17 protein-coding genes are annotated in these 19,895 nt (G+C 75.6%); 7 read left to right on the top strand and 10 right to left on the bottom strand.

What is annotated here, in order from left to right; all coding sequences use genetic code 11:
* The 4 genes from IE106_RS23550 to IE106_RS23535 are packed head-to-tail and all read right to left on the bottom strand — an operon-like array spanning position 1 to position 4,476.
* Positions 1 to 912, bottom strand: coding sequence for a DUF2510 domain-containing protein (locus IE106_RS23550; protein ID WP_189537182.1), 912 nt, complete (start codon positions 910 to 912; stop codon positions 1 to 3).
* 20 nt (positions 913 to 932) lie between these two features.
* Positions 933 to 1,724, bottom strand: a complete 792-nt coding sequence (locus IE106_RS23545; RefSeq protein ID WP_189537181.1) for a 3-oxoacyl-ACP reductase — start codon at positions 1,722 to 1,724, stop codon at positions 933 to 935.
* Between the two features lie 3 nt (positions 1,725 to 1,727).
* Positions 1,728 to 3,092 (bottom strand): aldehyde dehydrogenase family protein, encoded by a 1,365-nt coding sequence (locus IE106_RS23540; protein ID WP_189537180.1) that lies wholly within the window; start codon positions 3,090 to 3,092, stop codon positions 1,728 to 1,730.
* A gap of 7 nt (positions 3,093 to 3,099) precedes the next feature.
* Positions 3,100 to 4,476 carry a glutamine synthetase family protein gene (locus IE106_RS23535; protein ID WP_189537179.1) on the bottom strand — a complete coding sequence of 459 codons (1,377 nt, stop codon included), beginning with the start codon at positions 4,474 to 4,476 and terminating at the stop codon, positions 3,100 to 3,102.
* A gap of 76 nt (positions 4,477 to 4,552) precedes the next feature.
* On the opposite strand from IE106_RS23535, the gene IE106_RS23530 reads away from it, so the two are divergent.
* From IE106_RS23530 to IE106_RS23520, 3 genes are all read left to right on the top strand, one after another.
* On the top strand, positions 4,553 to 5,278 hold the full coding sequence (locus tag IE106_RS23530; RefSeq protein WP_189537178.1) for a FadR/GntR family transcriptional regulator: 726 nt from the start codon (positions 4,553 to 4,555) through the stop codon (positions 5,276 to 5,278).
* A gap of 233 nt (positions 5,279 to 5,511) precedes the next feature.
* On the top strand, positions 5,512 to 6,990 hold the full coding sequence (gene eat / locus IE106_RS23525) for an ethanolamine permease (RefSeq protein WP_189537177.1): 1,479 nt from the start codon (positions 5,512 to 5,514) through the stop codon (positions 6,988 to 6,990).
* The gene (locus tag IE106_RS23520; protein ID WP_189537176.1) at positions 6,987 to 7,664 is read left to right on the top strand and encodes a gamma-glutamyl-gamma-aminobutyrate hydrolase family protein; all 678 of its coding nucleotides are present in this window, start codon (positions 6,987 to 6,989) and stop codon (positions 7,662 to 7,664) included. The genes eat and IE106_RS23520 overlap by 4 nt, the downstream gene beginning before the upstream one ends.
* 17 nt (positions 7,665 to 7,681) lie before the next feature.
* Here the strand turns inward: IE106_RS23520 and IE106_RS23515 are convergent, their stop codons facing one another.
* The gene (locus IE106_RS23515) at positions 7,682 to 8,584 is read right to left on the bottom strand and encodes a LysR family transcriptional regulator (RefSeq protein WP_189537175.1); all 903 of its coding nucleotides are present in this window, start codon (positions 8,582 to 8,584) and stop codon (positions 7,682 to 7,684) included.
* A gap of 71 nt (positions 8,585 to 8,655) precedes the next feature.
* Here IE106_RS23515 and IE106_RS23510 point away from each other — a divergent pair, with 71 nt between their 5' ends.
* Positions 8,656 to 9,804 (top strand): TDT family transporter, encoded by a 1,149-nt coding sequence (locus IE106_RS23510; protein ID WP_189537174.1) that lies wholly within the window; start codon positions 8,656 to 8,658, stop codon positions 9,802 to 9,804.
* Here the strand turns inward: IE106_RS23510 and IE106_RS23505 are convergent.
* Together IE106_RS23505 and IE106_RS23500 are read right to left on the bottom strand one after the other, a co-directional pair.
* Entirely contained in the window at positions 9,731 to 10,450 is a 720-nt protein-coding gene (locus IE106_RS23505; RefSeq protein WP_189537264.1) for a helical backbone metal receptor, read from the bottom strand. The two genes, IE106_RS23510 and IE106_RS23505, sit on opposite strands and share 74 nt — an antisense overlap.
* On the bottom strand, positions 10,450 to 11,007 hold the full coding sequence (locus IE106_RS23500) for a helix-turn-helix domain-containing protein (protein ID WP_189537173.1): 558 nt from the start codon (positions 11,005 to 11,007) through the stop codon (positions 10,450 to 10,452). Before IE106_RS23500 ends, IE106_RS23505 begins: the two co-directional genes overlap by 1 nt.
* A 137-nt stretch (positions 11,008 to 11,144) precedes the next feature.
* Here IE106_RS23500 and IE106_RS23495 point away from each other — a divergent pair, with 137 nt between their 5' ends.
* From IE106_RS23495 to IE106_RS23485, 3 genes are all read left to right on the top strand, one after another.
* Complete coding sequence (locus IE106_RS23495; protein WP_189537263.1) at positions 11,145 to 12,053, top strand: 5'-3' exonuclease; 909 nt, start codon at positions 11,145 to 11,147, stop codon at positions 12,051 to 12,053.
* A 49-nt stretch (positions 12,054 to 12,102) separates the two neighbouring features.
* A complete protein-coding gene (locus IE106_RS23490; RefSeq protein ID WP_189537172.1) occupies positions 12,103 to 12,942 on the top strand; it encodes a siderophore-interacting protein in 840 nt (279 codons plus the stop codon).
* Positions 12,943 to 13,149: 207 nt separating this feature from the next.
* Positions 13,150 to 14,994, top strand: a complete 1,845-nt coding sequence (locus IE106_RS23485; protein WP_189537171.1) for a hypothetical protein — start codon at positions 13,150 to 13,152, stop codon at positions 14,992 to 14,994.
* 94 nt (positions 14,995 to 15,088) lie between these two features.
* Here the strand turns inward: IE106_RS23485 and IE106_RS23480 are convergent, their stop codons facing one another.
* The 3 genes from IE106_RS23480 to tatC all read right to left on the bottom strand — a co-directional run bounded on the left by IE106_RS23480 (position 15,089) and on the right by tatC (position 19,889).
* Positions 15,089 to 15,739, bottom strand: a complete 651-nt coding sequence (locus IE106_RS23480) for a MerR family transcriptional regulator (RefSeq protein WP_189537170.1) — start codon at positions 15,737 to 15,739, stop codon at positions 15,089 to 15,091.
* 209 nt (positions 15,740 to 15,948) lie between these two features.
* On the bottom strand, positions 15,949 to 18,777 hold the full coding sequence (locus tag IE106_RS23475; protein ID WP_189537169.1) for a DEAD/DEAH box helicase: 2,829 nt from the start codon (positions 18,775 to 18,777) through the stop codon (positions 15,949 to 15,951).
* A 173-nt stretch (positions 18,778 to 18,950) separates the two neighbouring features.
* A complete protein-coding gene (gene tatC, locus IE106_RS23470; RefSeq protein ID WP_189537168.1) occupies positions 18,951 to 19,889 on the bottom strand; it encodes a twin-arginine translocase subunit TatC in 939 nt (312 codons plus the stop codon).
* Positions 19,890 to 19,895 lie beyond the last annotated feature (6 nt).

Below are 19,895 nucleotides of genomic sequence, written 5' to 3'. Positions count from 1 at the left end.
TCAGCCGCCGGGGGCGATGCTGCTGCCCACGCCGCCGCCGGTGGAGCCGTCGAGGGGGCGGATGCCCCGGGTGATCTCGTCCATGGCGGAGAGCGGCGGCCCGTCCGGCCCGGCGTCGAAGGCGAACCGTACGGCGACGGGCTGCCCGACCCCGCCCGGCGACGGGAAGACCAGCGACTGGACGTAGCCGCCGGGGCCCTTGCCGGTGGTGACCCGCCAGCGGACGAGGTAGCCGGTGCGGCCGGCGACGACGGCCTGGCGGGCGGCGACGACCCGGTGGGCCGTGACGCCCCCGTACGGCTTGTTGCCGAGGACGTCCTCGCCGTACAGCTGCTCGGCGGCCTCCGCGACGTCCTGTTCGGCCATCTCCCGGTGGGTGGGGGCGGTGGAGGCGAGGGTGCGGGACAGGACGCGGCCCGGACGGCACAGGCGGGTACCGCCGGGGCACTGGTGGTCGCCGGTGGTGACCATGGTCGGCGCCTGGTCGATGCCCGGTTCCGCCTTCTCCCAGCCCTTCGGCAGGGGCAGGGCGATGCCGTTGAGCTGGTCGGCCAGGACGGAGCCGTCCTCGCTCGGGGCGGGGGACGGCCCGGCGTCCGGGGTGCGCGGGGCGGGCGGCGCCGGGGCGGGGGCGGACGGCGCGGCGGAGGCCGGCGGTCCCTGGGCGTCCGGGGCCCGGTCGCCGCCGGGGCGGAGGAGGACCGCGGCGGCCACGACCGCCGCCACGACGAGCGCCGCGACGGCGATCCGCGTCCCCCGGCCGCCGAACCGCCCGGGGGGCACGACGGCCGCCGCGGGCCCGGCGCCGCCCGCGGGGCGGGTGTGCCCGGTCCACGCGGTGCCGTCCCACCAGCGCTCCACCGCGGGTGCGGCCGGGTCCGGGTACCAGCCCGGCGGTGTCGTCATGCTCATGCGGTCAGGGTAGTCAGCGCTCAGAGCGGGGTGACGTACGCACCGGAGATCCCGCCGTCGACGAGGAAGTCGGTGGCGTTGACGAAGGACGCGTCGTCGCTGGCGAGGAAGGCGACCGCGGCGGCGATCTCCTCGGCCTCCGCGAACCGGCCGACCGGGATGTGGACGAGGCGGCGCGCGGCGCGCTCGGGGTCCTTCGCGAACAGCTCCCGCAGCAGCGGGGTGTCGACGGGGCCGGGGCACAGGGCGTTGACGCGGATGCCCTCGCGGGCGAACTGCACGCCCAGTTCGCGGGAGAGGGCGAGGACGCCGCCCTTGGACGCGGTGTACGAGATCTGCGAGGTGGCCGCGCCCATGCGGGCCACGAACGAGGCGGTGTTGACGATGGAGCCGCGGCCCTGGCGGCGCATGTGGGGGATGGCCGCCTTGCAGCAGAGGTAGACGGAGGTGAGGTTGACCTCCTGGACGCGCCTCCACGCCTCCAGTCCGGTCTCCAGGATCGAGTCGTCCTCGGGCGGGGAGATGCCGGCGTTGTTGAAGGCGACGTCGACGCTGCCGTACGTGTCGTACGCGGCCCCGAACAGCGCCTCGACCTGCTCGGGGTCGGTGACGTCGACGCGGACGAAGAGGCCCCCGACCGCGTCGGCGGCGGCCTTGCCGGTCGTCTCGTCGATGTCGCCGCACACGACGCGGGCGCCTTCGGAGGCCAGGCGGCGGGCGGTGGCGAGGCCGATGCCGCTGCCGGCGCCGGTGATGACGGCCGTGCGCCCGACCAGGCGGCGGCAGACGGGGGTGCCCGTGGTCTCGGTCATGGGTCAGCCTTCCGTGCTGATGAAGACGTTCTTGGTCTCGGTGAAGGCGGTGAGGGCGTCGGGGCCCAGCTCGCGGCCGACGCCGGACTGCTTGAAGCCGCCGAAGGGGGTCCAGTAGCGGACGCTGGAGTGGGAGTTGACGGAGAGGTTGCCGGCCTGGACGCCGCGGGCGACGCGCAGGGCGCGGCCCACGTCGCGGGTCCAGACGGAGCCGGACAGGCCGTGGTCGGTGGCGTTGGCGAGGCGTACGGCGTCGTCCTCGTCGTCGAAGGGGAGGACGACGGCGACGGGGCCGAAGACCTCCTCGGTGGCGACGGGCGCGTCGGGGGCGACGCCGGTGAGGACGGTCGGCGGATACCAGAAGCCGGGGCCCTCGGGGGCGCTGCCGCGCAGGGCGTCGGCGCCGTCGGGGACGTAGGACCGCACGCGGTCGAGCTGGGCGCGGGAGATGAGGGGGCCCATCCGGGTGGCCTCGTCGGCCGGGTCGCCGACGACGACCTTCTCCAGGGCGGGGGCGAGGAGTTCGAGGAACCGGTCGTGGACGGTGCGCTGGACGAGGACGCGGGTGCGGGCGCAGCAGTCCTGGCCGGCGTTGTCGAGGAACGCCGCGGGGGCGGCGAGGGCGGCGGCCTCGACGTCGGCGTCCGCGAAGACGATGTTGGGGTTCTTGCCGCCGAGTTCGAGGGTGACGCGCTTGACGCGGTCGGCGCACCGCGCCATGACGCCCTTGCCGACGCGCGCGGAGCCGGTGAAGACGATCTTGGCGACGCCGGGGTGCGCGACGAGGGCGGCGCCGGCGACGGGGCCTTCGCCGGGGAGCACCTGGAAGAGGTGCTCGGGCAGGCCGGCGTCGAGGGCGAGTTCGGCGAGGCGGAGCGCGGTGAGCGGGGTGGCCTCGGCGGGTTTGAGGAGGACGGCGTTGCCCGCGGCGAGGGCGGGGGCGGTGCCCCAGGCGGCGATCGGCATGGGGAAGTTCCAGGGGGCGATGACGCCGACCACGCCGAGGGGTTCGAGGAAGGTGACGTCGACGCCGCCGGGTACCGGGATCTGGCGGCCGGTCAGCCGCTCCACTCCCCCGGCGGCGTAGTCGAGGAGGTCGCGGACGTTGCCGGCCTCCCAGCGGGCGTCGCCGATGGTGTGGCCGGCCTCGCGCACCTCCAGGAGGGCCAGTTCCTCCAGGTGGTCGTCGACGGTGGCGGCGAAGCGGCGCAGGAGCCGGGCGCGGTCGGCGGGGGCGGCGGCGGCCCAGGCGCGCTGGGCGCGGGCGGCGCGGGTGACGGCGGCGTCCACCCCGGCGGCGCCGGTGGCGGGGACGGTGGCGAGGTGCTCCTCGGTGGCGGGGTTCAGGACGTGGAGCTCGGTGGTCAAGGCGGCCTCACATGCGTTCGAAGGAGCGGCGCAGTTCCCAGTCGGTGACGGCGGCGTCGAAGGCGGCGAGTTCGACGCGCGCCATGTTCAGGTAGTGGGCGACGACGTCGCCGCCGAAGGCGGCCTCGGCCAGGGCGCTGGTCTCCCACAGTCCGGCGGCCTCGCGCAGGGTGACGGGGACGTGCGCGTGGTCGCCGGCGTAGGCGTTGCCGGTGCAGGGCGGGGGGAGTTCGAGGCGCTGCTCGATGCCGTGCAGGCCGGCGGCGACGAGCGCGGCGACGGCGAGGTACGGGTTGACGTCGCCGCCGGGCAGGCGGTTCTCGAAGCGGGTGGAGCGGCCGTGGCCGACGACACGGAGGGCGCAGGTGCGGTTGTCGTGGCCCCAGGCGACGGCGGTGGGGGCGAAGGAGCCGGGCTGGAACCGCTTGTAGGAGTTGACGTGGGGGGCGTAGAGCAGGGAGAACTCGCGGAGGGCGGCGAGCTGGCCGGCGAGGAAGTGGCGCATGACGGGCGAGAGGGCGGCCGGGGTGCCGGGCGGGCCGTCGCCGGCCAGGACGTTCCGGCCGTCTGCGTCCTGGAGCGAGAGGTGGATGTGGCAGGAGTTGCCCTCGCGCTCGTTGTACTTGGCCATGAAGGTGAGGGAGACGCCCTCCTGGGCGGCGATCTCCTTGGCGCCGGTCTTGTAGACGGCGTGGTGGTCGCAGGTGGTGAGGGCCTCGTCGTAGCGGAAGGCGATCTCGTGCTGGCCGGGGTTGCACTCCCCCTTGGCCGACTCCACGGTCAGCCCGGCGCCGGCCATCTCGGTGCGGATGCGGCGCAGGAGGGGCTCGACGCGGCCGGTGCCGAGGATGGAGTAGTCGACGTTGTACCGGTTGGCGGGGGTGAGGCCGCGGTAGTGGGCGTCCCACGCCTGCTCGTAGGTGTCGGTGAAGACGATGAACTCCAGCTCGGTGCCGACATGGGCGGTGTAGCCGCGGGCGGCGAGCCGCTCCAGCTGGCGGCGCAGGATCGTGCGGGGCGCCGCGTCGACGGGGGCGCCGTCGTGCCAGGCGAGGTCGGCGAGGAGGAGGGCCGTACCGGGGTGCCAGGGGACGCGGCGGAGGGTGGCGGGGTCGGGGCGCAGGGCGAAGTCGCCGTAACCGGTGGACCAGGAGGACATGGCGTAGCCGTCGGCGGGGTTCATCTCGGCGTCGACGGCGAGCAGGTAGTTGCAGCCCTCGGTGCCGTGCTCCAGCACCTCGTCCAGGAAGAAGGGGGCCGCGAACCGCTTGCCCTGGAGCCGCCCCTGCATGTCGGGGAAGGCCAGGACGACGGTGTCGATCTCACCGCCCGCGACGAGCGCGCGCAGTTCGCCGACGGGGAGCGGGGGTGTGCGGTCTGCCACGGGGTGGGTCCTCCTTGGGTCAGCCGGGAGCCATAAGGTATTGCCGGAGACCTTTGCTTGGGAAGGGGACGGCCACATGCCGACGGAGCGGATATCCGATCGACTGGCGCCGGTGCTGCGGCCGGTGCGGGCGGGCAACGGGTTCGAGGAGGCGCTGGAGCAGATCCTGCAGGTGGTGCGGCTCGGCCTGGTGCCCGCCGGGGAGCGGCTGCCGGCGGAGCGGGAGCTGGCGGAGCGGATGGGGATCAGCCGGGTCACGCTGCGCGAGGTGCTGAAGGTGCTCCAGGAGCAGGGCCTGGTGGAGAGCCGGCGCGGCCGGTACGGGGGGACCTTCGTACTGCGCCCGGACCGCGGGGCGGGCGAGGAGGAGCTGCGGCGGCGGACGGCGGCGGTCGACCTGGAGGACGCGCTGCTGTTCCGGGAGGTGCTGGAGACCGGCGCCGCGGGACTGTGCGCCGCGCGGGGGCTGGCCGGCGAGGAGGCCGAGCGGCTGCGGGCGGCGCTGCGGGCCACGCACGACGCGCCGCTGGACGACTACCGGCGGCAGGACACGCTGCTGCACCTGACGCTGGCGGAGCTGTCCGGTTCGCCCACGCTGACGGCGCGGTACGCGGCGGTCCGGGCGACCGTGAACGACCTGCTGGACTGCATCCCGCTGCTCGTGCGGAACCTGGAGCACGCCCAGCACCAGCACGACGCGCTGGTGGAGGCGGTGCTGGAGGGCGACGCCGACGGGGCGCGGGAGGTGGCGCGGGAGCACTGCGCGGGGACGGCGGCGCTGCTGCGCGGGTTCCTGGCGTGAGGCGTGGGGCGTGGGGCGCACGGGGGTGAGGTGGCGGGGCGGGAGGCGGCACGGCAGGGCGCGCGGGGTGACGCGGCGGGCGGAGGCGCGGGGGACGCGGCGCGCGGCCGGGGCTCCCGGACTCCCGGCGCGGCGGGTGCGCGACGCGCGGGGGCTTGCGCCGACCGCGCCGCACCGCAAAGGTATGGGGCCATCCCATTGGGCCGGACCCGACGCGGGGAGCTGACGCCACCATGACGCTGGAAGACACCTCGGGCACCACGGGCGGCACAGCGGCGCCGCCGCCCGGCGACGACTACCTGAAGCGCCGCGCGCTGCGGCGGGGCAGCGCCGGCTGGCTGCTGCTCACCGGGCTCGGCGTCGGCTACGTCGTCTCCGGGGACTACTCCGGCTGGAACATCGGCCTCGCCAAGGGCGGCTTCGGCGGGCTGGCCGTCGCCACGCTCCTGATGGGCGTGATGTACGCGTGCCTGGTCTTCGCGCTGGCCGAGCTGTCCGCGATCCTGCCCGCCGCGGGCGGCGGCTACGGCTTCGCCCGGCGGGCGCTCGGCACCTGGGGCGGCTTCCTCACCGGCACGGCGATCCTCGTCGAGTACGTCCTCGCCCCCGCCGCGATCTCCCTCTTCATCGGCGACTACGTCGAGTCGCTGGGGCTGTTCGGGCTGGAGTCCGGGTGGCCGGTGTACCTGGCGTGCTTCGCGGTCTTCATCGGCGTCCACCTGTGGGGCGTGGGCGAGGCGCTGCGCTTCAGCCTGGTCGTGACGGCGGTCGCGGTGGTGGCGCTGCTGGTCTTCGCGGCGGGCGCGTCCACCGGGTTCCGGGTGGACCGGCTGAACGACATCCCGGTCGACGCGGACGCGTTCGGCGCGGGCCCGTGGCTGCCGTACGGCCTGCTCGGGATCTGGGCGGCGTTCCCCTTCGGGATGTGGTTCTTCCTCGGGGTGGAGGGCGTGCCGCTCGCCGCGGAGGAGGCGAAGGACCCGGTCAGGTCGATGCCCAGGGCGCTGGCGCTGTCGATGGGCGTCCTGGCGGTGCTGGCCGCGGTGACCCTCCTCGCGGCGACCGGGGCGCGGGGCGCGGCCGCCGTGCAGGACGCGGGGAACCCGCTGGTCGTGGCACTGGAGGGGGACGGCGGGCCGACGACGCTGAGCCGGTTCGTGAACTACGCGGGCCTGGCCGGCCTGGTCGCGTCGTTCTTCTCGCTGATCTACGCGGGCTCCCGGCAGCTGTTCGCCCTGTCGCGGGCCGGGTACCTGCCGCGGTTCCTGTCGCTGACCAGCCGCCGCAGGTCGCCGTACTGGGCGCTGCTGGTCCCCGGCGCGCTCGGCTTCGCGCTGGCGGCCGGCTCCGGCGACGGGGCGCGGATGCTGAACGTCGCCGTGTTCGGCGCCACCGTCTCGTACGCCCTGATGGCGCTGTCCCACATCGTGCTGCGGCGCCGCGAGCCGGGGCTGGAGCGGCCGTACCGGACGCCGGGCGGGGTGGCGACCTCCTCGGTGGCGCTGGTGCTGGCGCTGGCGGCGCTGGTGGCGACGTTCCTGGTGGACGTGGTCGCCGCGGGCCTGGCGCTCGGGGTGTACGCGGTCGCCGTCGCCTACTTCGCGCTCTACAGCCGGCACCGCCTCGTGGCGAGCGCGCCGGAGGAGGAGTTCGCGGCGCTGGCGGCCGCCGAGGCCGAGCTCGGCCGCGGGCGGGAGGAGCGTTCCGCGTGAGCAGGCCGCTGATCGGTGTGACGACGTACCTCGACACCGCGCGGTGGGGGGTGTGGGAGCTGCCCGCGACGCTGCTGCCGGCCGCGTACCCGCGGCTGGTCCGGGCGGCGGGCGGGCTGGCCGCGCTCCTCCCGCCGGACGGGGCGGACGCGGCGGCGGCGGTCGTGGCCCGGCTGGACGGGCTGGTGGTCGCGGGCGGCGCCGACGTGGAGCCCGCGCGGTACGGGGCCGCACGCGATCCCCGGACGGGCCCGCCGGCGCGGGAGCGCGACGCCTGGGAGCTGGCCCTGGTGGACGCGGCCCTGACGGCGGGCACCCCGGTGCTGGGCGTCTGCCGGGGCATGCAGCTGCTGAACGTCGCCCTGGGCGGGACGCTGCTCCAGCACCTGGAGGGGCACACCGCCGGGGTCGGCCGGCTGGGGCGGCACACGGTGAAGCCGGTGCCGGGGACCCGGTACGGGTCGCTGGTCCCCGAGGCGGTGGAGGTGCCGACCTACCACCACCAGGCGGTGGACCGGCTCGGCGCGGGACTGGTCCCGTCCGCGTACGCCGAGGACGGCACGGTGGAGGCGGTGGAACTGCCGGGCTCCTGGGTGCTGGGCGTGCAGTGGCACCCGGAGATGGACGACGACACGCGCGTGATGGCGGGGCTGGTGCGGGCGGCGTCGGCCTGACGGGCCGCCCGGGCGGTTCAGCGGGCCCGCGACAGCGACAGCAGGTCGCGGGCCGGGCCCGTGGGCCGGGGGCCGGTCGGCCACACGGCGCGCAGGGCGCGGCGCAGGTCGGCGCCCTCGACCGGGACCTCCGCCAGGCGGCGGGACGCCAGCTCCTCGGTGACCGCCAGTTCGCTGAGGACGGCCGGCCCCGCGCCGCTCACGGCGGCCGCCTTCACCGCCGTCGTCGACGCCAGCTCCATCAGCGGCGCCGCGAGCCCGCCGTGCGCGGCCAGCGCCGAGTCGAGGACCTGACGGGTCCCGGAGCCGTGCTCGCGCAGCACCAGCGGCGTCCCGGCCAGTTCGGCGGGCGTGACCGGGGCGCGGCGGCGGGCCCAGCGGTGCGACGGCGCCGCGACGACCACCAGCCGGTCGCGGGCGACGACCACGCCGTCCAGCCCCTCCGGGACGGCGAGGCCCTCCACGTACCCGAGGTCGGCGTCGCCCGCGAGCAGCAGGGCGGCGACCGCGGCGGAGTTCCCCGCCCGCAGCGACACGGCCGTGTCGGGCCGCTCGGCGCGCAGGGCGATCAGCCAGCCGGGCAGCAGGTACTCGGCGATGGTCATCGACGCGGCGACGCGCAGCCGCGAGTCGCGGCGGTCCCGCAGCGCCTGGGCGCCCGCGTCGAACGCCTCCGCCGCCTCGACCACGCGCCGCGCCCAGTCGGTGACGAGGGCGCCCGCGGCGGTGAGCCGGGAGCCGCGGGGCGACCGGTCGACGAGGGCGACGCCGAGCTGCCGCTCCATGGAGCGGATCCGGCCGCTGGCGGCGGGCTGCGTGATGCCGACCTCGCGCGCCGCCCGGCCCAGGCTGCCGTGCCGCGCGACCGCGAGCAGCAGCTCCAGGGCTCCGAGGTCGGGCACGCGATGGGAAAGACTCATAAACCCAGCTTATGGGGCCATAGAGGGAGGCCCTCTGGCCGGGGGCGCGCCCCGCCGCCAGGGTGGGGGCCATGACCACTGTCGTTCCGCCCCAGTCCCCGCCCCCGTCCCTGCCGCGCGTCCGCCCGCTCCGGCGGACCGCCGGCGTGCGGCACCTGGGCCCGCACTACTACGCCGCCGTCATGGGCACCGGGATCGTCGGCACCGCGGGCGCGGGGCTGCCGCTGCGCCTGCCGGGTTTACCCGCCGTCTGCACGGCGCTGTGGGCCCTGGCCCTGCTGGCCCTGGTCGTGCTGCTGGGCGCCCGGGCCGCGCACTGGGTCCGCCACCCCGACCAGGCGCGGGCGCACCTGCTGGACCCGGCGGTCGCGCCGTTCTACGGCTGCCTCTCGATGGCGCTGACCTCGGTGGGCGGCGGGGCGCTGCTCGCCGGGCGGGACTGGCTCGGCACGGGCCCGGCGGCGGCCCTGGCGACCGCGCTGTGGACGACGGGCACGGCCGTCGGCCTGGCGGTGGCGGTCGGCGTCCCGTACCTGATGGTGGTGCGGCACCGCATCGAGGAGGCGTCGCCGCTGTGGCTGCTGCCGGTGATACCGCCGATGGTGTCGGCGTCCGCGGGGCCGCTGCTGGCGCCGCACCTGCCGCGGGGGCAGGTGCGGGAGACGCTGCTCACGGCCTGCCACGGCATGTTCGGGCTGAGCGCGCTGGCGGTGCTGCTGGTGCTCCCGCCGGTCTTCCGCCGGCTGGTGACGGCCGGCCCGCCCCCGGCCCCGGCGACGCCGGCGCTGCTGCTGGCGCTGGGCCCGCTGGGGCAGTCGGTGACGGCGGTCGGCGCCTTCGCGGACGCGGCGCCGGGCGTGCCGTACGCGCGGGGGATCTCGGTGGCGTACGGGGCGCCGGTGATGGGCTTCGCGCTGCTGTGGCTGGCGCTGGCCGGGACGCTGGTGGTGCGGGCCCGGCGGCGCGGGATGCACTTCACGATGACGTGGTGGGCGTTCACCTTCCCCGTCGGGACGTGCGTGACGGGGATGGAGGCGCTGGCGCGGCACACCGGCCTGGTGGTGTTCGACGGGGCGGCGGTGGTGCTGTACGCCCTGCTGGTCGCCGGGTGGCTGGCGGCGGTGTCGGGGACGGCGCGGGGCCTGCTCAGCGGGACGCTGCTCGCAGGGCCCGGCCCAATACCCGGGGCGCTCGGACGAGAGAAGGTCCGTACCAGGTGAGGTGACGGCCGTCGACGAGCGCGGCGGGCAGGCCGGCGAACGCCTCGGGCCCGTCGTCGGCGGTGAACCGGTACGGCTCGTCGGGCAGGACGACCAGGTCGGCGCCGGCGGCGCGGAGCTCGTCGAGCGGGACGCGCGGGTAGCGCTCGGCGTGGCCGGCGTACACGTTGGCGACGCCGAGCCGGGCGAGGAGGTCCCCGGCGAACGTGTCCCGGCCCAGCACCATCCAGGGGCGCCGCCAGACGGGGACGACCGCCCTGCGGGGCGGTTCGTCGGGGGTGAGGGCGGACCAGGCCCCCTCGGCCTCGTCGAGCCAGCGGGGCCGGGAGGGCACGCCGCAGGCGCGCAGGACCCGGTCCAGTTCGCGCAGCGCCTGCTCCAGGTCGCGGATCTCGGTGACGAGGACGTCGAGGCCGGCGGCGCGCAGGGCGGCGAGGTCCTCGGGGCGGTTCTCCTCCTCGTTGGCGACGACGAGGTCGGGGCGGAGCGCGGTGACCGCGGCGACGTCCGGGTTCTTGGTGCCGCCGATCCGGGGCACGCCCAGGTCCGCCGGGTGGGTGCACCAGTCGGTGCGGGCGACGAGGGCACCGGGCGCGGTCACGGCGACGGCCTCGGTGAGGGACGGCACCAGCGACACGACCCGGATCACTGCTCCGCCGCCTCCATGTGGGGCGCCACCGACACGACGAGCACGCGGGTGCCCGGGCCGGAGGCGCGCCAGCGGTGGCGGACCCCGCCGGACAGGTACAGCGTGTCGCCGCGCTCCAGCCGGTACGCGCGGCCCTCGGCCTCCACCTCCACGGTGCCGTCGGCGACGTACAGCAGGGCGTCGTTGCGCAGGACCAGTTCGCGGCCCGCGTCGTGCTCCCCGGTGAACTCGTCGGCGTGCATCTGGTGCTCGCCGCGCACCAGCGCGCGGACGCCGGCCGGCGCGCCCGGGTCGTCGGCGCACGCCGCGGCCCGTACGACGTCGACCGTGCGGGCGGCGTCGCCCGCGTCGAGCAGTTCGACGGCGGTGGTCTTCAGCGCGTCGGCGATGCACTCCAGGGAGCGCGTGCTGGGGCGGGCGCGCTCGTTCTCGATCTGGCTGAGAAAGGGCACGGACAGGCCGCTGCGCTCGGCGACGGCGGCGAGGGTCAGCGACAGCGCCCTGCGCCTCCTGCGCACGGCCGCGCCGACCCGCGGTGTTTCCTTGTCGTCCATGTCTTCCCTCCCTTCCCTCCCTCTCCCGACAACCTTACGCAGCGCGAGTACCCCCGAGTAGCGCAAACGGCGGAAGCGCTGCGCTGGCCGCCTTGTCGGTGGCGTACGGCATCATGCGACGTGTGACGCGACGCCTGATGCTCCTCGACACCGCTTCCCTGTACTTCCGGGCCTACTTCGGGGTCCCCGACTCGGTGCGCGCCCCGGACGGCACGCCGGTGAACGCCGTGCGCGGACTGCTCGACTTCATCGCCCGCCTGGTGCAGGACCACCACCCCGACGACCTCGTGGCCTGCATGGACGCGGACTGGCGGCCGCAGTGGCGGGTGGAGCTGATCCCCTCGTACAAGGCGCACCGGGTCGCCGCGGAGACGGGGCCGGGCGTGCCGGACGAGGAGGAGGTGCCGGACACGCTGTCGCCGCAGGTCCCGGTGATCGAGGCGGTGCTGGACGCGGTGGGCGTCGCGCGCGTGGGCGTCGCCGGGTACGAGGCGGACGACGTGATCGGCACGCTCGCGGGCCGGGCGGCGGGGCCGGTCGACATCGTCACGGGCGACCGCGACCTGTTCCAGCTGGTGGACGACGCGCGCGGGGTGCGGGTGCTGTACCCGGTCAAGGGCGTGGGGACGCTCCAGGTGGTGGACGGGGAGTGGCTGCGCGGGAAGTACGGCGTGGACGGCCCGGGGTACGCGGACCTGGCCACGCTGCGGGGCGACCCGAGCGACGGCCTGCCGGGGGTGCCGGGCGTCGGCGAGAAGACCGCCGCGAAGCTGCTGGAGTCGTTCGGGGACCTGGCGGGGGTCATGGCCGCGCTGGACGACCCGGCGGCGAGGCTGACCCCGGCGCAGCGCCGGCGGCTGGACGGCGCGCGGGACTACCTGGCGGTCGCGCCGAAGGTGGTGCGGGTCGCGGGCGACGTACCGCTGCCGCCTTTCGACCCGGCGCTGCCGGCCGGCCCGAAGGACGGGGAGGCGGTGCGCGCTTTGGCCGAAAGGTGGGGGCTCGGCGGGTCGCTGGAGCGTCTGCTCGCCGCTCTCCCCCGGTGAAGTGTTAGCTTAGGCATGCCTAAGCAACTACTTTTCCGGGGAGTACGCCGTGGCGGATGAGCCGTCCCGCAGGACACCGAAGGCCCACGAGGCACAGGTGGTGCGCACCGAGCGGATCGCCCCGCACATGGTGCGGATCGTGCTCGGCGGCGAGGGGCTGGACTCCTTCGCCACGAGCGGCTTCACCGACCACTACGTCAAGATCCTGTTCGCTCCGGAGGGCGTGGCGTACCCGGAGCCGTTCGACCTGGAGCGGATCCGCGAGGAGCTGCCGCGCGACCGGTGGCCGGCGCAGCGCACGTACACGGTGCGCGCCTGGGACCCGGTGCAGCGGGAGCTGACGGTCGACTTCGTGGTGCACGGCGACGAGGGGCTGGCCGGCCCCTGGGCCGCGCGGGCACGGATCGGCGAGACGGTGCGGCTCCTGGGCCCCGGGGGCGGGTACGCGCCCGATCCCGGGGCCGACTGGCACCTGCTGGTGGGCGACGAGAGCGCCCTGCCGGCGATCGCGGCGGCGCTGGAGGGGCTGCCGGACGGCGCCGTGGCGCGCGCGTTCATCGAGGTGGGCGAGCCGGACGACGAGCTGAAGATCGCCGCGCCGGCCGGCGCGGAGGTCCGCTGGCTGCCGCGCCGCGGCCGCCCGGTGGGCGAGGCGCTGATCGAGGCCGTGCGGGACCTGGACTTCCCCGAGGGCACCGTCCACGCGTTCGTCCACGGCGAGGCGGGCGCGGTGCGGGAGCTGCGCCGCCACCTGCGCAAGGACCGCGGCGTCCCCCTGGAGCGCCTGTCGATCTCGGGCTACTGGCGCCTGGGCAAGTCGGACGAGGCGTGGCGCGCGGTCAAGCGCGAGTGGAACGCCCAGGTGGAGCGCGAGGAGCAGTCCGCCTAGGCGGGACCGTCTCCCCCCTCGTCCGCCCCGTGGGCCCGCACTTCCCCGTGCGGGCCCACGGGGCGGAGGGCGGTTACCCCGTCCGCCCTTCCCGGATGGCGCAATTGTCCGGTTTGCCTATTACATGGAGCAAACCGCGCGCCCAGTCGGCGCACGACGACCGACACGGTGTGTGCCTCACCGGAGTCCGGCGAACGGAGCCACGCCATGACAACCGACGACCCCACGATCCGCGCCGCCGGGGCGGCTCCCATCCGGGAGCAGCCGCCCGACGCCCGGGCCCCCGACACCGGGGTCCCCCCGGCCCCGGCGGCCGCACCCGTGGTCGCCCACGGCGACGCGCCGCTCACCGGCGCCGCACAGCTCGAACCGGCGCGCCCGAGCGCCGCGCCGCCCCTCGGCGCCGCGCAGCTCGAACCCCCGCGCCCGGGCACCGCGCCGCCCCTCGGCGCCGCGCAGCTCGAACCCGCGCGCCCGGGCGCCGCACCACCCACCGGCGCCGCGCACGTCGGGCCCGTACGTCCGGGCACCGCGCCGCGCGCCCCCGCCGGCACCGCGCCGGCCGGGACGACGCACACGGGCGGCACGTCCGCGCAGACGACGTACGTCACCACCGCGCACGCGGGCGGCACGCCCGTGAACGGCACGGCGCCCGCCCCGCCGGCGGACGGCCCGCGCACCCCGCCGTCCGTCCCGATCGGTCCCGTACGGACCGACGGCGGCCGGGCCGCGAACGGCGGGGCCGCCCCCGCGGGCCCCCCGCGCACCCCGGCGGCACCCTGGGACACCGCACCGGCCGACGCGGACGCCGCCCCCGGCCCCGCCGACACGCCCCCCACCGGCCCCGCGCCGGGCGCCGCCCCGTGGAGCGGCACCGCGCCGGACCGCGTCACACCGGACCGCGTCACACCGGACCGCGTCACACCGAACGGCGTCACACCGGGCGACGTCGCGCCGGACGAAGCACCTCCGGCCGAGGCACCTGCGGCCGACGGCGCGCCCCCCGACCCCGGGGCGCCCCCCGGTCGCCCCCGCCCCTCCGCCCCCTCCCCTCCCTCGGGCCCCGACGACTCCGCGACGGCGGTCGACGCCGCGCTCGTCGAGGCCGTGCTCGCCGAGACCTCGGGCACGGGCACGGACGACGAGGACGGCGACGAGCGCATACGGACACTGATCTGGACGGCGGCCACGTACCGTCCGCTGGAGGAGGTCGCCGCGCTGGTGACCCAGCTCAAGCACACCAAGGCCGTCGACAGCCCCGCGGACGAAGCCCTGCGCGCGGCCGCGGTGGCCCGGCCCCTGGAAGAGGTCCGGCAGCTGGTCGCGATGCTGAACGAGGCCGGTCACACGCTCGACGAGAACGACACGACGCTCCGCGCCGCGGCGGTCGGCAGGCCGATCGAGGACGTCGTCGAGCTGGTGAGCATCCTCGGCAACGGCGGCCAGGCCCCTGCGCCGCCCCGGCCGGACACGGCGCCGGCCGGCTCCCCGGGCGCGGGCGCGGCGGACGGCGGCACCCCGCCGGTGCCGGAGAACCCCAACGTCCGCCCGCCCCGTTCCGCCACCGTGGCGGCCGCGGCGACGAAAGCGGAACCGGAACCGGAGGCGGAGAGGGTCCGGGTCCTCACCCCCGAGTCGGTCGGCGAGGGCCTCGTCCTGCCCGTCCGTTCCTCACTGCGCTGGCCCGCGGCGGCGACCCTGTTCGCCTGCGGCATCATCCACCTGCCCACGGACTTCGCGGGACTGTGGGCCGGCGGGTACGCGGACGCCATGGCCCTGGTCGTCGCCGTGCTCTGCCTGGTGCTCGGCGAGTGGCTGATCGTCCGGGACACCGCACGCGTCTGGGGGTCCGCCGCCGCCCTGTCCGTCGGCGTCGTGGCCCTCCACGGGATGGCGGGCAGCAGCGGGGTCGCCCTCCTGCAGAGCAGCCTGGGCCGCGCGTGGGCCTGGTCGGGTGTCGCCGCGGTGATGTGCGCGATGCTGGGGGCCCTCCTGACGGGTGTGGCGCTGCTGCGCCGGCACAGGGAGCCCGGTCCGGACGACGACACCTGACGGGTCCCCCGACCCGTCAAGCCGCTCCCCCCGCGGCCCGAAGCGCCCCCGCCCCCCGGCGGGGGCGCTTCGCGTCGCCGGGCGCGGCACGGGGTCAGGCCGTGGCCGGCGGTTCTCCGGTGTCGTACGTACGGGCCGAGGCGTCGACCTGGGCGAGGCGGCGCAGCGAAGTGAGGACCGCGTCGCCCAGGATCGTGCCGACCACGGCGCTCTCCACGACGTCCTCCCGTGCCACCTCCCGCGCCACGTACGCCACGTCCGCCTCGGCGATCCGCTCCGCCGCCTGCGCGTACGCGTCCAGCGACACCTCCGCGAACCGGCCGTGCCCCAGCCGGGCGAGCGCCGCGAGCGCGTCGGCCAGGGAGCCGGCCGCCGGGTTGCCGTCGTCCACGCGCCACCCCCGACGGGCGATCAGCTCCGCGACCTGCCCGCGGGCGGCCTCCCGCACCGCGTCGCCCGGCCCGCCCTCGCGCGGCGCGATGTGGCCGTGCGCCGCGCCGAGCACCTCGTGCACCGAGCGCTTCGGGTCCTCGATCGCCTCCAGCACGTCCCGGATGGCCGCCACGGAGAGCCCGCCCACGTCGATGAGCGCCCGCACGAGCCGCAGCCTGCGGACGTGCGACTCGTCGTAGCGCGCCTGGTTGGGGCTGCTCAGCTCCCCCGCGGGCAGCAGGCCCTCCCGCACGTAGTACTTGATCGTCGGCACCGAGACCCCGGTCCTGCGGCTCAACTCGCCCACGCGCACGCCGGCTCACCCTCCTCGCTCCGCGCCCCACGCTTGTCAGGGCCGCTCCCATCATAGATAGCGGCAGTATCGGATAGTGGCGAGTTTTGCTATCCGTTTTTCCTCGAAGGTGCCCGGGTGCCGCCACCCGCGGCGCCGCGCCCGGCCGGTGACGGCGAAGGGCCCGGCCGGGACGCCCCGGCCGGGCCCTTCCGCGTCGTACGGCCGCGTCAGCCCACCGAGCTGTACGCGACGACGCCCCGCAGCAGCCCGTCGACCGCCTTGCGCGCGCTCTTGGCGACTGTGCTGTCCTCCCGCGGCGCGGCCGCCGCGATCTGACCCAGCACGTCGATGACCTGCTTGCACCAGCGGACGAAGTCGCCGGCCGGCATCTCCGCCTCGCGCAGCACCTCGTCGAGGCCCTTCCCGGACACCCACTGGTGCGCCGCCCAGGCGAAGCCGAGGTCCGGCTCGCGCTGCCCGACGCCCTCCGCCTGGTTGACCCGGAACTCCTCCTCCAGCGCGTCCAGACGGCCCCAGATGCGGACCATCTCGCCCAGCGCGGCCTTCGCCCGGCCCGTCGGCACCTTCGGCGCGACCGCGTCGTCGGCCTGCCGCGCCTCGTACACCAGCGCCGACACGCACGCGGCGAGCTCGGCCGGGTCCAGCCCCTCCCAGACCCGCTCGCGCAGGCACTCGCTGGCCAGCAGGTCCAGCTCGCCGTAGAGCCGGGCGAGCCGCTTGCCGTGCTCGGTGACCTCCTCGCCGCGCAGGTAGTCCAGCTCGGTCAGCAGCGCCACGATCCGGTCGAACGTGCGGGCGATCGTGTTGGTACGGCCCTCGATGCGCCGCTCCAGCTGCCGCGTGTCCCGCTGCAGCCGGTGGTACCGCTCCGCCCAGCGGGCGTGGTCCTCCCGCTCGTCGCAGCCGTGGCAGGGGTGCGCCCGGAGCGCGGCGCGCAGCCGGGCGATCTCCCGGTCGTCGACGGCGGCGGACCGCTGCTTGCGGTGCCGGTCCGGCACGATGTGCCCCGCCTTCGTCCGCAGCGCGGACGCCAGGTCGCGGCGCGACTGCGGGGAGCGCGGGTTGAACGAACGCGGGATGCGCATCCGCTCCAGCGGCTCCACCGGCACCGGGAAGTCGATCGCCGCGAGCCGCTTGACCTGCCGCTCCGCGGTGAGGACCAGCGGGCGGGGCCCGTCGTGCTGGTCGAGGCCGCGGTACCCGTTGGACCGCCCGGCGGGCAGCCCCGGGTCCAGGACCAGGGCCAGCCCGGCGAACTTGCCGGTCGGCACGTGGATGACGTCACCGGGCTTGAGCCGCTCCAGGGACGTGGCCGCCGCGGCGCGCCGCTGCGCCGCGCCCTGCTTGGCGAGCTCCGTCTCCCGGTCCTTCAGGTCGCGGCGCAGCCGCGCGTACTCCTCGAAGTCGCCGAGGTGGCAGGTCATGCCCTCGCGGTAGCCCTCGAGGCCCTCCTCGTTGCGCTGGACCTGGCGGGAGATGCCGACGACGGACCGGTCCGCCTGGAACTGGGCGAACGACGTCTCCAGCAGCTCGCGCGAGCGGTGCCGGCCGAACTGGTCGACCAGGTTGACCGCCATGTTGTACGACGGCTTGAAGCTGGAGCGCAGGGGGTAGGTCCGCGTGCCGGCCAGGCCCGCGAGGTGCGTCGGGTCGATGCCGCGCTGCCAGAGCACCACGGCGTGGCCCTCGACGTCGATGCCGCGCCGGCCGGCGCGGCCCGTCAGCTGGGTGTACTCGCCGGGGGTGATGTCGGCGTGCTGCTCGCCGTTCCACTTGACGAGCTTCTCCAGCACGACCGACCGGGCGGGCATGTTGATGCCGAGCGCCAGCGTCTCCGTGGCGAAGACCGCCTTGACCAGGCCGCGGACGAACAGCTCCTCGACGACCTCCTTGAAGGTCGGCAGCATGCCGGCGTGGTGCGCGGCGATGCCCCGCTCCAGCCCCTCCAGCCACTCGTAGTAGCCCAGGACGTGCAGGTCCTCGGTGGGGAGGGAGGCCGTGCGCTCCTCGACGATCTCGCGGACCCGGGCGCGGGCCTCCTCGTCGTTCAGCCGCAGTCCCGCGTGCAGACACTGCTGGACGGCGGCCTCGCAGCCGGCCCGGCTGAAGATGAACGTGATCGCCGGCAGCAGTCCCTCGGCGTCGAGCCGCTCGATGACCTCGGGCCGGCCCGGCGTCCAGATCCGCGACCGCTGGCGGCGCTCCCGCTCCCGGTCGGCCTCGCGGACCATCTTGCCGCGCCGCCGGTCGCGCGGGTTGTACGTGCGCGAGTTCTCCATCCGGGCGAGGCGGACCAGGTCGGGGTTGACCTCGCGGTGGGTGACGCCGCGGCCGCCGTGGTCGGTCTCCTCCTCGAAGAGGTCGTAGATCCGGCGCCCCGCCAGGACGTGCTGCCACAGCGGCACGGGCCGGCTCTCGGAGACGATCACCTCCGTGTCGCCGCGGACCGTGTCGAGCCAGTCGCCGAACTCCTCGGCGTTGGAGACGGTCGCGGAGAGCGAGACGAGGGTCACGGACTCGGGGAGGTGGATGATCACCTCTTCCCAGACGGCGCCGCGGAAGCGGTCGGAGAGGTAGTGCACCTCGTCCATGACCACGTAGCCGAGGCCGCGCAGGGACTGGGAGCCCGCGTAGAGCATGTTGCGGAGCACTTCGGTGGTCATGACGACCACGGGGGCGTCGGAGTTGACGCTGTTGTCACCGGTGAGCAGGCCGACCTTGCCGGGGCCGTAGCGCTTGACGAGGTCGGTGTACTTCTGGTTCGACAGCGCCTTGATCGGTGTCGTGTAGAAGCACTTGCGGCCCTGTGCGAGGGCGAGGTGGACGGCGAACTCGCCGACGATGGTCTTGCCCGAGCCGGTCGGCGCGGCGACGAGCACGCCCTTGCCCGTCTCCAGGGCGCCGCATGCCTCGATCTGGAACGGGTCCAGTTCGAAGTCGTAGAGAGCGCGGAAGGCGTGGAGCGCGGTGGCCTCCTCGGCGGCCCGGCGCCGGGCGGCCGCGTACGCTTCCGCTGGTGTGAGGTCGTCTGTCATCTTGTTATCGAGACTACCCGCCGCCGCTGACAGTCAGCTCAGCGTTTATTCGACCTTGTCCGGGCGTTCGTCGCCGGGTCGCCGGCGGCACGTTTTTCCATCGCGTACGGTGAACGGCCGGCCGCGCTGCGTGCGCGCGGCCGGCCATTCACGTCGTGCGGGGTTCCGGGGGCTCAGGTGACGTCGTCGTAGCCGTTGACGCGCCGGGCCGGGGCGGCGTCCCCGACGGCCTGCTCGGGCAGGGCGGGCGCGGCGACGGGCTCGACGGGGGCGATCGGCTCGGGCCTGAGGTCGAGGCTGGACGCCTCGTCGTCGTCCAGTTCGGGGCCCTGCTGCCGGCGCCGGCGGCGGTCGTTGAGCAGGGAGAAGCCGACGGCCGCGAAGTACAGCGCCGTGAGCGGCACCTGGAGCGCGATCATGGACAGCGGGTCGGTGGGCGTGACGATCGCCGCGAAGATCGCGATGCCCATGACCATGCCGCGCCACCAGCCGAGCATCCGCGCACCGCTGACCACGCCGCCCATGTTGAGCAGGATGAGCAGCAGCGGCAGCTGGAAGGCGAGACCGAAGGCGAGGACCAGCTTGATGGTCATGCCGATCATGTCGTCGACGGTGATGTAGTTCACCGAGCCGTCGACGCTGAAGCTGAGCAGCAGCGGCACCGCGTGCGGGAGGATCCAGTACGCGAGGTAGCCGCCGGCGAGGAACAGCGGCGAGCCGATCACGACCGTGGAGATCGCGTACTTCTTCTCGTTCCGGTGCAGGCCCGGCGCGATGAACGCCCACAGCTGGTAGAGCCAGACCGGGGCGGACGCGACGAGGCCGGCCATGATGCCGACCTTGACGTACGTGGTGAAGGGGGACGTGATGCCGATCTGCGAGAGCACCGCGCACTTGCCGGCCCGCGCGGCCGGCTCCAGCTCGCTCGCGCACCGGGGCACGGGGGAGCTCAGGAACTCGGCGATGTCCTTGGAGAAGAACAGCGCCACGATCATCAGCGGGATGAAGGCCAGCAGGGACTTGACCAGCCGGTTGCGGAGCTCGCGCAGATGATCGACGAGGGGCATCCGCCCCTCGGGGTCCTTGGGCTTCTTGCGGGCAGACTTGAGCAACCCACG

This window comes from Streptomyces roseolilacinus (assembly GCF_014649335.1).
GTDB lineage: Bacteria > Actinomycetota > Actinomycetes > Streptomycetales > Streptomycetaceae > Streptomyces > Streptomyces roseolilacinus.
This window is presented reverse-complemented; position numbering and strand designations above follow the sequence as displayed.

Excerpts from the sequence above, each read along its gene's own strand:
- IE106_RS23550 (WP_189537182.1), bottom strand. The coding sequence starts at position 912 with ATGAGCATGACGACACCGCCGGGCTGGTACCCGGACCCGGCCGCACCC.
- IE106_RS23545 (WP_189537181.1), bottom strand. The coding sequence starts at position 1,724 with ATGACCGAGACCACGGGCACCCCCGTCTGCCGCCGCCTGGTCGGGCGC.
- IE106_RS23530 (WP_189537178.1), top strand. The coding sequence starts at position 4,553 with ATGCCGACGGAGCGGATATCCGATCGACTGGCGCCGGTGCTGCGGCCG.
- eat (WP_189537177.1), top strand. The coding sequence starts at position 5,512 with ATGACGCTGGAAGACACCTCGGGCACCACGGGCGGCACAGCGGCGCCG.
- IE106_RS23515 (WP_189537175.1), bottom strand. The coding sequence starts at position 8,584 with ATGAGTCTTTCCCATCGCGTGCCCGACCTCGGAGCCCTGGAGCTGCTG.
- IE106_RS23510 (WP_189537174.1), top strand. The coding sequence starts at position 8,656 with ATGACCACTGTCGTTCCGCCCCAGTCCCCGCCCCCGTCCCTGCCGCGC.
- IE106_RS23500 (WP_189537173.1), bottom strand. The coding sequence starts at position 11,007 with ATGGACGACAAGGAAACACCGCGGGTCGGCGCGGCCGTGCGCAGGAGG.
- IE106_RS23495 (WP_189537263.1), top strand. The coding sequence starts at position 11,145 with ATGCTCCTCGACACCGCTTCCCTGTACTTCCGGGCCTACTTCGGGGTC.
- IE106_RS23485 (WP_189537171.1), top strand. The coding sequence starts at position 13,150 with ATGACAACCGACGACCCCACGATCCGCGCCGCCGGGGCGGCTCCCATC.
- IE106_RS23475 (WP_189537169.1), bottom strand. The coding sequence starts at position 18,777 with ATGACAGACGACCTCACACCAGCGGAAGCGTACGCGGCCGCCCGGCGC.